Genomic DNA, 13,258 nt, shown 5'->3' with positions numbered 1-13,258 from the left:
CGGTAGGCGAGCGGAATGGGCTCCAAAATCGGTATTTTGATAAAAGGCCTTTGCTCAGCTATTCCGGGAGCGGTCCTGCGGCACCGTTTCACGGTTTTGTCACGCTTGGCCGCCGTTTTTCACGTTTGCACACTACCGGCCGATGTCGCGAGGACATCCGATTGCCTGTTTGACATCCATCATTTGGAAAATTCAGAGAATTGACTTATATTCTTGTCCGGAGTGGGATGGCAGGTTTCCCCGCCGCCCCCTTCCCTAAAGTATGAATTGGACCCGGATTTCGATTTGCAAGGTCGTCCGGGTCTTTTTCACTTTAAGGGTAACGCTGATAGGCCAATGCCACATCGTCGTTACCTCCGGTTTGAGAGCAAGGCTGTTGCCTCAGCCGGGCTAGCCAATCCGGCCCGGTCGCGCCGCTTGCTCTGCGCTGCTGCTTTTGCTGCTCAAAACTGAATCAGGTTTCCTCTTTGTAGAGCGCTAAAACTCTCGGGTTCGTTAACTGGTCGTGCGTTGTCTCAAATGTGGCACCGTCCCATTCAATCCACGCTTCCCAACCGGTCGGCGTCGCTCTGCCGTACCATACTCGAACGCTAATCCGATTGTTCGGCAATTCTTCGACTATGGAAACTGTGTGCGTGCCGCCGAGGCCGGAATCAATGTCATAGACTTTGACTTTTCGTATCGGTCCCATGGTTCCCCTCACAGCAACGCAAGTTGTTCGGCTGGGCGAAGTGGGACGACCGGGACCGGCAGGGCGCTTAGGCGCTCCTGCACCTGACCTTGCCGGGCGCGATCCTGGGCAAACTCGTAGCAGGCAATTTCGCAAATGATCGAGGTATCCTTCCAATCGTCCCTGTACATCGAGGTATCGACGCCCGCGCCTTCATACATGTGGAACCCTGACAACTTCTGATATTCAGCCGCAGGACCGGTTTCAACCCTCTGAAAGCATTGCGCGCCGGAATATCGGAAGGCGGCGGACGCTTGCGGGACGATGAATGCGCCCCGATTGGCCAGTTCGGCCGCGATGTCGATCACGTGAAACTCAAACTGGCGGCCACGATAGCGCGGTCCATTGCCGGCGCGCTTCACGGCACCGAACGGCGGATTGGACACGGCCACGTCAAAACGCTCTCCACCAAGCTCCCTTTGCCAGTCCCTCCAGTCAAAGACATCGGCGCAGATCCAACGAGCCTCCGGCAGCAGCTTTCTGCCCACCTCGACATATCGGGGATTCAGCTCAACGCATGTCAGGTCCGGGCAATTGTCGGCCCATTTCGCGCGGTGGTGCAGGAAGTAGGACAGGATTCCGATCCCGGCGCAAAGATCGATGACGCGGCTGCCAGCGCCCCCGGCATCGATGGAGAAGTCTGCAGCCAGCCCCCAGGGCGTAAAGAACGCCCCGGATGCTCCGTTGATGTGGTTCGCGCCTTCGTGCCAGTTCTGAAACACGAAGTCTTTTTCGTCTTCGCTCAAGCGATCCTTGGTCAGGACCGCCTCGGCCTCCGCGTGGGCCTTGCGCTGCGATTTGGTGAGTTTCGCCATGGCTTAAAACTCCCCATCTACAACGATGATGGGTTCGCTCTTGTCCATGCGAATATTCAAACCTGTCAGGCCGATTCCGATCAGGTCCGGGCCTTCGAAGTTGGTCAATTCAGGATCCATCACAGGCCGGTAAACCGTGATCAGCTCCGCGATCTCCTCGACGGTCATGCGAGGCTCGGCAATGTCTCCGTGCTCATCCCTGCCCACGATGACAAGGTTTCCGGCAAACGGATTTGGAAAGTCCTTGAGGCGAACGATTGTATGAAGACCGTCTGTCAGGCCGTTGTCGTCCACGAAGACATCGTGATTGTCATCGAGGCGGGCGACATCGAAAAAGCTGCACTTGATGCGCTGTTTGACTTCCGCAATGTAGTTTGCCCGGCTTAGGGAGATATTGGCCATTGCCCCGAAAAAGGCATCGTAAAAATAGGCCGTGACGAACTCGGATTTGTTGGTCATAGAGCGATCCCTCAACCTGCGAGGCCGACACAGCAAGCGACCAGCCCGAAGCTGAACAGGCTCACGCTGACAAGCGCGCAGAATTCTTTGATAAACATCTATTTCTCTCCTTCTTCCCGTGGAACGCGGGTTCTGTCCCCGAAAGGGCAGGAGCCCGGCTCCTGCTCCTGAGACCTCGGCGGCGAGAGTGTGGGGGAGGGGGACAAGGGGAAAAAACGGAGGGGACTCCCCACCTATTTCAAGTGCTAATTTCACTTGTTTCGATCCTTGATTTCCCGGCTTCTCCCGCTGCCTTTCTGCGAGGGTTCGCAGCGCTGCGCTGCAACCCTTGCCTCGCGGCGAGCAGCGGGTGTGCAAGCGGAGAGGTCCTTCGCGGGGACCCTGCTGCACGAAGCGTGGAACGCGCGTAGGAAGCTGGGCGGAAGGCACCTTGAAGCGCGCCGAGGGCGGAGCCCTAAGCGTTTTCGAAGGAAGATGTGGAGCGTGCTTTGCACGCGATTCCATTGTTGGCGGCGCGTTGCGCCGCATCGCCGGCCGGGCTCTTCGCTATTTGGGGCTTCGCGCTCGTCCGGCAATCACCTATGCAGCCAGGACCTGTGGCTTTCTATCCTTGTCGAACAGCTCTCCGCTTTCCAGCATGGCGCAGGCGACGCCTATCAGACGACTACCGACCGAACGTAGAGCGCGAGCATGAGAATGCCCTCGTTTGCGCATGTCACTGTACCGGTTCCGGGAATGGAAATCGTGCAGCACAGCTATTCGTGCCCAATGGAATACAGCCGTTCGAAGCCTATACGGGCAGGACTGGCGCATCGCGACAATATATTGTTTCCCGCTACGCCGGGTCACCGGCGCTACACCCGACAGGGCTCGAAGAACGTTGGCATCCCGTCGGCGAACAGCTTCAGGCGCTTCTGAAAGCAATGCCGCCAGGACGATTGGCCCGATGCCAGGCAGAGATCTCAATATCTCCGGATCACAACGCGTATCCGGGTCTGTTGGCTCGGTCGAGGGTAACTCGGCAACCGCGGCACACAGACGTTCAAGGTGCTTCATGCCGATCTTCATTTGCTGCATTACCAGCCGAAGACGGGCAAGGATGACTTCGCAATGGGCGACGCAGGCCTCCGTAACCCCAGGTGCGACGGAGATTGGTGTCGAACGAAGGTGAGCAAGCAGGGTATCCGCCGTCCATTTTCTGACCCGGCACCTTTTTAACAGTCGTGCGATCGTGGCCTGCCGAACGTTCCGCGCTTTCGCTGGCGTCGGCACAAGTTCCCACAAGTCCAAGACCCAACCTCGCGCCCAATCTTCCGACAACTCAATTACTTGCGGGTAGTAGCGCCAGAGTTGATGACGAAACCGGTTGGCCAGCCGGTTCCGCTCAGCCGAAAGATCCTCAACCATCCGAGACCATTCCCGAAGTTCAATGACCGTTGGATGAACAGGCCTCAGGAAGCGGTAAAACCGCGCGTCAGTTCGCAAAGAGTCAGCCAAAACGTAGGCATCCAAACGATCATCCTTGGCTCCTGCCACGGTGAAGCGGTCACGGAGCCGGTCGAGCTGTTTCGGATTGATGGCATGCACCAGGAAGCCAGCGTCCATAAGATGTTCAACGACCGGCCCATGGGGCACTTCTATACCGACGGCGACATTCTCCGGTTCCTGACCTGTGACCGATCTTATCCAGGAGGCAAGTTCCGCAAGCCCGTCACCACCGTGCGAGAATGCACGATGACCTAACTTCTCCCCGTCTACATCGAGGGCATAGGCATAGTGGGTCGCCGAAGCCCAATCCACGCCCACATACGCTGCAATCGTATTTTCCATGAATTCTCCTTCGTAGCTCGAACGGGCGGCCGCGAACCTCGCCGGACCTGTTCTGGCGCTCGAAGGCGCAACTCCCCACGGGGCGTCGATCGCGGCCAATCCAACGGGGCACTTGTCCCCTCTAGGCGCTCGCGGCGCAGTATCACCAGGTTACTCCCGAAGGACTGGCCCGCAGGTCGATCTATACCACCCCGCGAGGAGCGTTTTGATTGGAACAGGGATCGCCCACCGGGACGGCCAGGTGTGGATCCGCGGGCCCGGCCGGCACGCGGATCTGCGCCTGGTCCTGCACGAGGGAGCGACGCCGGCGTGCCGGCTGCGTGAGTGAGGAAGGATGGGGAGACCGATTTTTGCCCTTGGTGGGGGAGGGGGAGCGGCGTTTCCCCTCTCCCGGCAGGGGTGTGATGACCGCCTGCAGGGCGGCCTATTTGAGGATGGCAAGCGGAGTGCGCAGGGCGACGCCCGGAGGTGGGAGGATCGTCACCGGATGGCCGAGACGGGCGCTTGCGCCTGGCTCGGGGAGCGCAGCGACTAGAGCCGTGCCCAAAGGGTGCCGCCCGAACCTATTTACTTAGTAGTATAACGAGCCTAAGAACGGTTCTTCACTTACATTTAGGTAATTGGCGAAAAGGAATTCTTATGTCCGAAGCTGCTCAAAACGACATCTCTCTTGAGCCTGATTTCGTTGATCTGACGGCGGACATAGTTTCGGCCTATGTGAGCAACAATACGGTCGCCTCGGGCGATCTGCCGGCGCTGATCGCAACCGTTCACGCGGCGCTGTCATCCACCGTTCAAGAAGCTTCGGAGCCTGTTGTTGAAGAGCTGAAACCTGCGGTTCCGATCAAAAAGTCCGTGACCAACGATCACATTATCTGCCTGGAAGACGGCAAGAAGTTCAAATCCCTGAAGCGGCATCTGCGGACCCACTACGACCTGACGCCGGAAGAGTATCGAGCAAAGTGGGACTTGCCGACGGACTATCCGATGGTCGCGCCGAGTTATGCGGCTGCCCGATCCGAGCTTGCGAGAAAGATGGGCCTAGGTCAGAAGGGTGCGCGGAAGACAAGAAAGCCCCGTTCCAAGTCTTGAGGATCCAGTCGGCTTCAATCGCTGTCGGTTTTGGGTTCGCTGGCGCTGTCCCGCAAGACTCGAATTCCATGCCGCAATAGTGTCCGATCCTTGGGACTGTCGCTCATCACCGTTCGGAAAGCGTCGTGTCCAATTGATATCTTTTGCGTCGCGACCAGAAGCTCAAGTGGCTGTTTTCCTTCGCGGTCCCAGGTTTCGACCCGGAAATGCAAGCCTCGAACGAATGGGTCGGAATCGGTAATGAGCATGCGATCGGCAACCAAAACGGCGGTTTCCGGGGAAAGCAGTACTGGTTTCTGTTTGCCGATAGCTTGTTCCAGGATCATGCGAGCAAGCTGATCGACGCTTGCCCACTTTCTGCGGTATTCAGCCATTAATCGGTTGCTCGGTCGCGTGATGGATCGATCACATAGAATGTTCTCTTTTTGTTTCTGTGACAATTCAAATTGTAGGCCGCCCATCTAGCTGTCGCTGCTCGTCAGGCCAGTCAGAGATCTGAGCTCCCCGGCAAGCGTTCGAAGTTCATCCTTATGGTCCCGGACCCATTCGAGAGTCCGGAGGGCGCATTTGAGCCGGAGAATGTGTTCCTCCTCCTCGCTGGCCATATGGCCGCGCAGGCTCGAAAACCGTTGTTCGCGCTTTTCAAGAACATCGCGGATTTCATCGATCTGGGCGTAAATGGACCGTTCCGGCACGACAGACCCTCCAATTATCGTTCGCGTTGAACGAATTGGAGCCGCTTAGCGCGGATCGCCTCGGCGAGTTTTCTCAAGATCTGCCCAACGAAGGCGTGGCTGAATTTTCCATAGGATATCGTCAGCGGATCATAGCTGATCGGCTCAACATGAAAAGATCCGGGCAGAATGTCCGTATTGGCTTCATCAAGGAGGATCCAGCAGGGGGCGTCACCCTTGAGCTTCAGGCGTTTGCGTTCGGTTTCCGGAACGCGCAAGCACAAGCGGCCGACGCCTGGATCTTTCGTTGTGAGGGGAAACAAAACCACGTCGCCACTTTTGGACGTCAATGGAACGACAACGCATGCCGGCCGTGCCTTTCGGCCTTGTTCCTCGCCTTTTGCGTTTTCTCTTGACCAAAGGAAGCTATAGGAGATGACCAGACCAGTTTCCGGATCAATCATCTGCGCCTGTTCCTTGCTCATATTGGTCTGCCAAGGCCAGAAGCCCGTCCTCGACGTCGGCAGGCATCGTCTCCAGCGTCACGGCTTTGCGGGGATCCTTGGTGCCCTGCAAACGCTCATAATCTTCGAATGCCATGAGAACGAATCTCGGTTTGCGGTGATGGGTGATGCAGACGGGTTCCCGCCTGGCTGCATCAGTTACGTCGCCGACGTGTTTGTTGAGATCGGCGGTCGTGAAAGTTCGCATCGGAAACTCCCTTAAAATCCAAATTTTATTGATAATATGGATATTCTGGAATTTCAAGATGTGAGGCACAGTCGTGCAGATATGAATCAGCTCTATGTTTGAGGGCATGGCGTTGATTTCCCGCCAGACAACGCCATACCGGTACAACACTGAAGCACAGGGCGGAAACAAAAAGCCTCCGGGCGTTCCGGAGGCTTAGCGGGGACTGATGATTTTTCGAGGAAAATCAGGCTTTATTGTTGTGTTGATTGTCGTCCAAACAACTTAAGAATGGCTTTAAGGCCATTCGTCAGAGCAGGGAAGAAAGCCCGCACGGGCTTGCCGCTAAACAGAACCGATTGCCGGCCGCTCGATGCGGCTGGCAATCGGCCCCCGCCGCGCCGACCTGGTTAGTGGCGCCAATTACGACGGCCATATTTGCGCCCGTCGATGATGATGCGGTCCTGCTGATCGATGGGCGTTCGGGCGTGGCAGAGGACTCCGGCTTCATCAAGGCGGTAAACGACGCAATCGGAATCCCCGAGTGCATAGACCACAAAGCACCACGGGCCTTTCCCGTCTTCGCGATCCTGAAACCATCCGTTCATGTTCCGGCACTGCCAACGCCCGGCCCACCATGTGGCTCCGGGCTGTCCTTTGTCTGTGCGCTGGAAGAGTTCAAGCTGAAGCATGATCCTGTCCCGTGAGCTTTCGTTGGAAAGGGAAGCCGGTCGCGGGAGGAGAGGCCCGCGACCGGCGACGGCTGATTATTCAGCCGCCACGGGAAGAGTTTCGACGTTGCCCATGTCGTCGTCGGTTTGCTGCTCATGTGTGGGCATGCCGCAGCGGATCGGTTCGGGCAGCCAATCCTTATCTTTGAGGGCTTTCTGGGCGAAGGCTGGACATGCAGCGGCTTTTGAAATCGACCATGCGCTTGCGTCCCGACAGGATCATTGTCGGCGAAGTTCGCGATGGTGCGGCGCTGACGCTGCTCAAGGCATGGAATACGGGCCACCCGGGCGGCATCGCCACGGTTCACTCCGACAACGCCTTCACCGCACTGACGCGCCTCGAACAGTTGATCGCGGAAGTGTCTCAGCAGCCGATGCCCCAAGTCATCGCAGAAGCGGTTGACCTCATCGTCTCGATCGAGCGCTCCCCCGAACACGGGCGCATCGTTCGGGACATCGTGACTGTGTCCGGCTTTCGGGACGGCACGTATGACGTCCGCTCAGCCGTTGCATCTCAGTTCCTCAACAAAAATTCCAACGACAGACAAGGGACCCTTCATGTCGCGTAATTTCTTGACTTTTCTGACCCTGGTCGGGGCCGGACTATTCGTCATCGAACCAGCCTTTGCCTCCGGCGGCGGTTCGCTTCCCTGGGAAGGTCCGCTTCAACAGATCCAGGCGTCTATCAACGGTCCTGTCGCTGGCGCCGTTGGCCTGATCGCGGTTGCGATCGCCGGCGCAATGTTGATCTTCGGCGGCGAACTTAACGACTTTGCCCGTCGTCTCGCCTACGTCGTTCTAGTTCTCGGCGTGCTGCTCGGCGCGTCCACCATCGTCGGCCTGTTCGGATCCTCCGGCGCCTCCATCGGAATTGCTCCGGAAGGGAACACGGCAATCGTGGAACCGGCTCGTGACTGATGCGCCGGGCCTCAACAGAGCGCGGGTTCACCGCGCTCTTTCACGCCCGACACTGTTGTTCGGAGCAGACCGGGAGCTGGTGCTCGTGACCGGTCTTGCCTCGGTCATTCTGATTTTCGTGATCCTGAAGCCCTATGCCGCTGTGCTCGGCGTGGCGATCTGGATCGTGGTCGTTGGCGTGCTGCGGATGATGGCCAAGGCAGACCCTCTGATGCGCGCTGTCTATCTGCGGCACGTCAAATACCGCGCCTACTACCGGCCGACATCCACGCCCTGGCGGAAATACTGAACATGGTTGCCCTCAAAAGATTCCGGCACGTCGCGCCATCCTTTTCCGACCTGCTCCCTTATGCCTTCATTCTGCTCGCCGGCATGGCAATTGCCGAAATGCGCGGTGCGGTTATAACGGGTCGCAACGGCCTGCTCTGGGGCGTTGCAGGGTTCGTCGCGTTCCACTTCGCGCCCGGATTCAGCCTAGCTCCCGAAGTGCCCGGCGTCGCGGCGGCGGATGTTTTTGCCCGGCAGATTTGGTGGTGGGCCACCGTCCTTACCGCAGGCGCCGGATTGTGGCTGATCGCATTCGGCCGTAACTGGGTGGCCTGGGGCGCAGCAGCAATGCTGCTGCTGGCACCACACGTGATCGGCGCGCCAGAGCCGGACACCTTCACCGGCCCAGTTCCGACCGAGATCGGGGCAATGTTTGCCAGCCGTGCCTTTGGCGTCGGAATGGCAGCCTGGCTTCTGCTTGGTTGTTTTGCAGGTTTTTTCTGGCAGCGCGAGAGGGCGAGGGTCGGCGCAACGCAGGCGGCCTGATCCGGAATCTAAATCATAACCGACCGGGCGAAACATCTCGTTTTGCCCGGTTTCTTTTTAAGGAAACCTGAAACCCCATGGAACGCTCTCTCGCACTCTTCGCCATCGGGCTGGTCTTTGGCGGAGGCATCGGCTTTGTTGTTGCCGCAAGCAATGGTGTCGCACTTGACGGTCACGACCACTCATCAGCCAGCGATCACCAGATGCAGACCACATCAGTGCAGCTCAGAACTAATCATTCCGGCCAAACCGCTGGCCACGACCACAACAGGACCACCTCAGTACCTGGCGGTCCCGATGCACCGTCCTTGAAAATCAGTGTCTCGCAGGATCCGGTTAGCGGCTACAATCTCCATATCATGACAGAAAATTTCACCTTTGCGCCCGAGCGGGCTGGCTTGGATCATGTGTTGGGCGAGGGCCATGCTCACGTATATGTAAATGGCGTGAAAGTCGCGCGGCACTACAGTGCATGGCTCCACCTGCCGACTCTTCCAAAAGGTGATGCGACGGTTGAGGTTACGCTCAATTCCAACGATCACCGAATGCTTGCTGTCGAGACGGAACCGCTCAAGGCTGCGGTAACTGTGAACGTGAAATAGGCTTATAGCGCCGGAATGCGCGCTCTGAGGCAGAACCGGAGACGTCCACATGGTCGGGCGTCTTCGATCCAGCCTTTGTCCGCTGCCAGAAAGTTTCCGGCCGTCGAGACGATATCGGCAATGTCGTCCGGAAAGATAACACCGGAAAAAAGGTATGCCGCTCTACCAACTCCCTGAAACGCAACCGTAATTGGCTGCTCGCAGGCCCCCATGCATTCAATCTGTGTAACTTCCATTGCCATTCCTGCCTCGTTCAATGATCGACGCAATGCATCCAGATCTGGCGGAGGGTCGCTTTTGCATGTACTGCAAACGATAATACGGTTCATTCGGTCACCTTTGCCGGCAGTGGTGGCACAGCACTGCGAAAGCGTACAAAGCAACACATTTTTTGTCATTCGGATTAAGTCGTATTGTGTTCGACAAATTTATTCTTCCAATTGAGAAATCACTTGAATCTATAGTGGCTAGAGGGTGTATACGCCTGACGAATTAAGAAATCCGACTCAGGCACATCTTTTGGCCAAATCGCAATCTCGTAAATACCCGGCTACAGGTAACGGCTATAAGTTTGCCCATTCTGCTGACCTCGACGGGCCTGCGCGCGCGCTCTGGCTATTGTTCCATGATCCGGCCTATGTATCCAAAAGTTGCCTGCCGGAAGCAACTGCTCTGAAAGTAGCAGTTAGGGATGACTGTCAAGTTCCTACAGACGATCTAGCGACTAAGCGTCATCACTGGCCTCATTTTGCTCTGGAACAGCACGACCAAAAGATCTTCAGAACCATAATCTCAATGCTAGCAAGGCTGGCAATAGTACTTGAGCCAAATCTGCCGGCCTCATCTCTGAAGGTTTCCCGCAAATGAACAACAAATCAATTGTTCTCTCAGTGGCTGTATTTGGGCTGATACTGCTCAGCGTTGCGGCCTGGTTTTTCGTTCGTCCGATGTTTATGAGAGCAGCGATTCCAACCGAACAGACACTGGCGGTGTTGAGGCCTCATTCGCCCATTATTGGGCCTGAGGACGCACCTGTTACTATCGTCGAGTTTTTTGATCCTACTTGCGAAGCCTGTCGCAAGATTTATCCGGTTGTTAGGGATATCATGGCTGAGTATGGCGATACAGTGCGCCTGGCGATTCGCTACGTGGCCTTTGAAGGCAAGGGATCAGTGGAAGCGATCCGAGTACTGGAAGTTGCGCGGAAACAAGGGGTGTTTCAACCCGTGTTAGAGGCACTTTTGCGCGACCAGAAAAGATGGGCCAAAGACGGAGCGCCAGAACAAGAACTCATCATTCAGATATCAACGGAGGCCGGCCTCGATCCAGAAGCTGCGCGAACTCAGATGCTGGAACCCATTATAGCTGCAACGATTAACCAGGACCGCGCCGATGCTGAAGTCTTAGGCGTAACCCAGACGCCCACGTTTTTCGTTAACGGCCGGTCCGTCAATTCGTTTGGCGAGGCGGAACTGAGGGCTTTGGTGAACGAAGAGGTGGCCGCTTCGCGGAAGTAACCAACAGCAAACAGGGAACAGGATCTGTTTGAGGGGCGATGGCAATCTAATGGCATCGCGCTGCACAAACGAATTTGATCCGCAGATTAGTTGCCTAACATCGGACAGATTGCAATGCACTTTGGCGCTACCCCAAACGCCCAGTCCTCAAAAATCGAACTCGGTCAAGAACCGCCGCTGCTTGGTTACGAAGGGTTGTATGGCATGCCGGACCGGCGAGGGGTTTCACTGCGCTGGTTCGCTGGTTCAGCACTCACTGGTGTCACATCCCTGTTCTTGATGGGCGGCGCGCTATTCGCTGCCTTTGACGGCCAATACGAAGTTGAAAGGGCGAAATCCTCGAGTGCTTTATTGAATGAGTTGTCGATCTCGAACAACGGTTACAGCAAAGAAGACAGGGTTCTGCGATCGGCGACTGAATATTCCAGCAAGCAATTAATAGATGTGAATATTGTCTCCCGTGAGGGCGACAGAGATAACATTCGCGCTCAACCACATATTTTCATCAGCGCTACGCTTGCTACCAAGAAAGACCCGTCGCTTGCATCTCAAATTCCGGCCTTCAGTACGCTGAACATATTTTCTAGGAGTGCGGAGAAAGAAGCGACAGGGGCAACCGAGGGAGTTGCAACTTCTCTTCTTGCCGACTCGCTGTACGGTGCGAAATTGGCCAATGATGTCAGTATAAGCCTTACACCATTTCCATCATCGAACACGGATTTCGATTTGGACAAGACGTTGTCAGAATCGGAAATTGAATTGAAAGTTCGCAAATTTATCCGGACCCGTTCGGTGGATGCAACTAACATGGGTTATGAAGCAGTGATTGATCCTGGGCGTTTCGACTTCAATTTGGCGCTTCAGCCAGATTTGGAGCGCTATGCGGTTCGGATAACGCCGGAAAACGTTTCTTTCGTGTCAAAACGCGATGACGATATTCGGTTAGCCGGAATGGATGAAAGCATTGTGCCAGTGGCTCAGGGGCAAAACCTTACGGGGACCCTCCTAAATCAGCAGGTTCCAGAAGTAGAAGCTGCATCGATCACACTTGCGTTTCAGCGATTGTATGGAATCTCCAAACTTGAAGACGGACAACGACTCCGAATAGCGTACGCGCCCTCACAGGACGATCCGGAGCGAAAGCTGCCCGTGCGCATCAGTCTGTATAGCGATACGAAACACGAAGCGACCGTTGCCCAATCAGACGGCGGCGATTACATCAAAGCCCGGCCGCCTAGCACCTTTCCAGCAGCAGCCTTTGCTGACGCGGATCGTGTCTCCCATAGCGGGCCAACGCCAGCGCTATACGATAGTCTTTATCAAACTGCACTTGAGCAAGACATACCAAAAAACATTGTAAATGAACTTGTTCGCATGTTTTCCTTTAGCATCGATTTCAATGCCTCGACTAGGCCTGGTGCTACCATAGAGCTTCTATATTCCAGAGATGACCGTAACTTCGGATCTGAGATCCACTTTGCTGCGCTGAGCAATGGCAAGACAACGCTGGAATTTTACCGTTTCCGGACGCCTGACGATGGAGCTACTGACTTTTACGATGCGTTCGGCCAAAGCGCAGAGAAGTTCCTGATCAGGAAACCGATTGATGGTGGCAGGTTCCGATCCGGCTTCGGCATGCGTCGGCATCCCGTCTACAAATATTCAAGAATGCATAAGGGAGTGGACTGGTCTGCTCCGCGCGGGACACCGATCATGGCAGCTGGAGATGGTACCGTGATAAAGGCAGGTTGGAGTTCCGGCTATGGGAAGCGAATTGAACTTCAACACACCAATGGATACACGACCACCTACAATCATCAGACCGGATTTGCCAAAGGCATAAAGGAAGGTGTTCGCGTCAAACAGGGACAGATCATCGGCTATGTTGGCTCGACTGGACTTTCAACAGGACCTCACCTTCACTTCGAGATGCTAGCTAATGGCCAACCTTTGGATCCAATGCGAGCCAGGCTTCCAGAAGGACGCGTGCTCGATAGAGAAATGCGTGAAAGATTTGAGTCCGAACGAAGTGCGCTCGACAACTTATTACGTGACGCCCGTAGGCCCCGAATTTTGCAACATGACTACAATGAGGAAGCGTTCAATCAAGCAATCTGATGTTGAACTAAAAAGAGGTGTTTCTTAGAGGTTGTTCGATCCTTTTCATTACACTAAGGCCACCGCAAGTGTGCGTTACCATTTGGAACCGTGCCGCCGGTAAAGCCAGCCGGGTCTGCAACACGTATACTGAGTGCTTGTTAGCCAGATCCAAAATATCCTTCTGCCGCGTCGTTTGCCGCAGTGCATAATATCGGAAGTCTTTGGCTGCAAATCTCCTCCGGCATGAAATCAGCGCCCATAGGATCAAACTCGGGGAAACGAAAGGC

15 protein-coding genes and 2 pseudogenes are annotated in these 13,258 nt (G+C 55.8%); 8 read left to right on the top strand and 9 right to left on the bottom strand.

The features are described from left to right. Positions 1 to 699: 699 nt before the first annotated feature. The 3 genes from FIU93_RS31290 to FIU93_RS31280 form a co-directional block, all read right to left on the bottom strand. Positions 700 to 1,545, bottom strand: coding sequence for a methyltransferase (locus FIU93_RS31290; RefSeq protein WP_062492124.1), 846 nt, complete (start codon positions 1,543 to 1,545; stop codon positions 700 to 702). 3 nt (positions 1,546 to 1,548) lie between these two features. Further along, positions 1,549 to 2,004: a hypothetical protein gene (locus FIU93_RS31285; protein WP_062492122.1), complete on the bottom strand. Its 456-nt coding sequence runs from the start codon at positions 2,002 to 2,004 to the stop codon at positions 1,549 to 1,551. Between the two features lie 579 nt (positions 2,005 to 2,583). After that, complete coding sequence (locus tag FIU93_RS31280; protein WP_152508078.1) at positions 2,584 to 3,834, bottom strand: IS110 family transposase; 1,251 nt, start codon at positions 3,832 to 3,834, stop codon at positions 2,584 to 2,586. A 639-nt stretch (positions 3,835 to 4,473) separates the two neighbouring features. On the opposite strand from FIU93_RS31280, the gene FIU93_RS31275 reads away from it, so the two are divergent. Beyond that, entirely contained in the window at positions 4,474 to 4,926 is a 453-nt protein-coding gene (locus tag FIU93_RS31275; RefSeq protein WP_152508077.1) for a MucR family transcriptional regulator, read from the top strand. 14 nt (positions 4,927 to 4,940) lie between these two features. On the opposite strand, the gene FIU93_RS31270 is transcribed toward FIU93_RS31275, so the two are convergent. From FIU93_RS31270 to FIU93_RS31250, 5 genes are all read right to left on the bottom strand, one after another. Next, positions 4,941 to 5,387, bottom strand: coding sequence for a hypothetical protein (locus FIU93_RS31270; RefSeq protein WP_152508076.1), 447 nt, complete (start codon positions 5,385 to 5,387; stop codon positions 4,941 to 4,943). Continuing rightward, positions 5,388 to 5,621, bottom strand: a complete 234-nt coding sequence (locus FIU93_RS31265; RefSeq protein ID WP_152508075.1) for a hypothetical protein — start codon at positions 5,619 to 5,621, stop codon at positions 5,388 to 5,390. It abuts the gene before it with no gap. Positions 5,622 to 5,635: 14 nt separating this feature from the next. Continuing rightward, positions 5,636 to 6,064, bottom strand: coding sequence for a hypothetical protein (locus FIU93_RS31260; RefSeq protein ID WP_152508074.1), 429 nt, complete (start codon positions 6,062 to 6,064; stop codon positions 5,636 to 5,638). Beyond that, positions 6,057 to 6,311 (bottom strand): type II toxin-antitoxin system Phd/YefM family antitoxin, encoded by a 255-nt coding sequence (locus FIU93_RS31255; protein WP_062492109.1) that lies wholly within the window; start codon positions 6,309 to 6,311, stop codon positions 6,057 to 6,059. Before FIU93_RS31255 ends, FIU93_RS31260 begins: the two co-directional genes overlap by 8 nt. Before the next feature lie 389 nt (positions 6,312 to 6,700). Continuing rightward, entirely contained in the window at positions 6,701 to 6,982 is a 282-nt protein-coding gene (locus FIU93_RS31250) for a hypothetical protein (RefSeq protein ID WP_062492108.1), read from the bottom strand. A 206-nt stretch (positions 6,983 to 7,188) separates the two neighbouring features. Between FIU93_RS31250 and FIU93_RS31245 the strand changes: the two are divergent. The 5 genes and pseudogenes from FIU93_RS31245 to FIU93_RS31225 all read left to right on the top strand — a co-directional run. Continuing rightward, positions 7,189 to 7,590, top strand: a pseudogene (locus tag FIU93_RS31245) (ATPase, T2SS/T4P/T4SS family); the annotation flags it as partial. Then, positions 7,580 to 7,939, top strand: a complete 360-nt coding sequence (locus FIU93_RS31240) for a TrbC/VirB2 family protein (protein ID WP_152508073.1) — start codon at positions 7,580 to 7,582, stop codon at positions 7,937 to 7,939. The pseudogene FIU93_RS31245 and the gene FIU93_RS31240, both read left to right, overlap by 11 nt. Beyond that, a complete protein-coding gene (locus FIU93_RS31235; protein ID WP_062492104.1) occupies positions 7,932 to 8,228 on the top strand; it encodes a conjugal transfer protein TrbD in 297 nt (98 codons plus the stop codon). The genes FIU93_RS31240 and FIU93_RS31235 overlap by 8 nt, the downstream gene beginning before the upstream one ends. A 59-nt stretch (positions 8,229 to 8,287) precedes the next feature. Continuing rightward, positions 8,288 to 8,752, top strand: a pseudogene (locus FIU93_RS31230) (CbtA family protein); the annotation flags it as partial. Between the two features lie 77 nt (positions 8,753 to 8,829). Continuing rightward, a complete protein-coding gene (locus tag FIU93_RS31225) occupies positions 8,830 to 9,354 on the top strand; it encodes a hypothetical protein (RefSeq protein ID WP_062492102.1) in 525 nt (174 codons plus the stop codon). 2 nt (positions 9,355 to 9,356) lie between these two features. Here FIU93_RS31225 and FIU93_RS31220 read toward each other — a convergent pair whose 3' ends face one another. Continuing rightward, a complete protein-coding gene (locus tag FIU93_RS31220; RefSeq protein WP_077294808.1) occupies positions 9,357 to 9,683 on the bottom strand; it encodes a DUF1636 family protein in 327 nt (108 codons plus the stop codon). Between the two features lie 534 nt (positions 9,684 to 10,217). Here FIU93_RS31220 and FIU93_RS31215 point away from each other — a divergent pair. Both FIU93_RS31215 and FIU93_RS31210 read left to right on the top strand, forming a co-directional pair. Further along, positions 10,218 to 10,871 carry a thioredoxin domain-containing protein gene (locus FIU93_RS31215; RefSeq protein WP_062492099.1) on the top strand — a complete coding sequence of 218 codons (654 nt, stop codon included), beginning with the start codon at positions 10,218 to 10,220 and terminating at the stop codon, positions 10,869 to 10,871. 114 nt (positions 10,872 to 10,985) lie between these two features. Beyond that, positions 10,986 to 12,989 (top strand): M23 family metallopeptidase, encoded by a 2,004-nt coding sequence (locus tag FIU93_RS31210; RefSeq protein WP_062492224.1) that lies wholly within the window; start codon positions 10,986 to 10,988, stop codon positions 12,987 to 12,989. Positions 12,990 to 13,258: the final 269 nt, after the last annotated feature.

Source organism: Labrenzia sp. THAF35 (assembly GCF_009363595.1).
GTDB lineage: Bacteria > Pseudomonadota > Alphaproteobacteria > Rhizobiales > Stappiaceae > Roseibium > Roseibium algicola.
This window is presented reverse-complemented; position numbering and strand designations above follow the sequence as displayed.

Coding starts and splice junctions, on each gene's coding strand:
- FIU93_RS31255 (WP_062492109.1), bottom strand. CDS start 6,311: ATGCGAACTTTCACGACCGCCGATCTCAACAAACACGTCGGCGACGTA.
- FIU93_RS31215 (WP_062492099.1), top strand. CDS start 10,218: ATGAACAACAAATCAATTGTTCTCTCAGTGGCTGTATTTGGGCTGATA.
- FIU93_RS31250 (WP_062492108.1), bottom strand. CDS start 6,982: ATGCTTCAGCTTGAACTCTTCCAGCGCACAGACAAAGGACAGCCCGGA.
- FIU93_RS31240 (WP_152508073.1), top strand. CDS start 7,580: ATGTCGCGTAATTTCTTGACTTTTCTGACCCTGGTCGGGGCCGGACTA.
- FIU93_RS31260 (WP_152508074.1), bottom strand. CDS start 6,064: ATGATTGATCCGGAAACTGGTCTGGTCATCTCCTATAGCTTCCTTTGG.
- FIU93_RS31285 (WP_062492122.1), bottom strand. CDS start 2,004: ATGACCAACAAATCCGAGTTCGTCACGGCCTATTTTTACGATGCCTTT.
- FIU93_RS31280 (WP_152508078.1), bottom strand. CDS start 3,834: ATGGAAAATACGATTGCAGCGTATGTGGGCGTGGATTGGGCTTCGGCG.
- FIU93_RS31220 (WP_077294808.1), bottom strand. CDS start 9,683: ATGAACCGTATTATCGTTTGCAGTACATGCAAAAGCGACCCTCCGCCA.
- FIU93_RS31290 (WP_062492124.1), bottom strand. CDS start 1,545: ATGGCGAAACTCACCAAATCGCAGCGCAAGGCCCACGCGGAGGCCGAG.
- FIU93_RS31210 (WP_062492224.1), top strand. CDS start 10,986: ATGCACTTTGGCGCTACCCCAAACGCCCAGTCCTCAAAAATCGAACTC.
- FIU93_RS31225 (WP_062492102.1), top strand. CDS start 8,830: ATGGAACGCTCTCTCGCACTCTTCGCCATCGGGCTGGTCTTTGGCGGA.
- FIU93_RS31275 (WP_152508077.1), top strand. CDS start 4,474: ATGTCCGAAGCTGCTCAAAACGACATCTCTCTTGAGCCTGATTTCGTT.
- FIU93_RS31270 (WP_152508076.1), bottom strand. CDS start 5,387: ATGGGCGGCCTACAATTTGAATTGTCACAGAAACAAAAAGAGAACATT.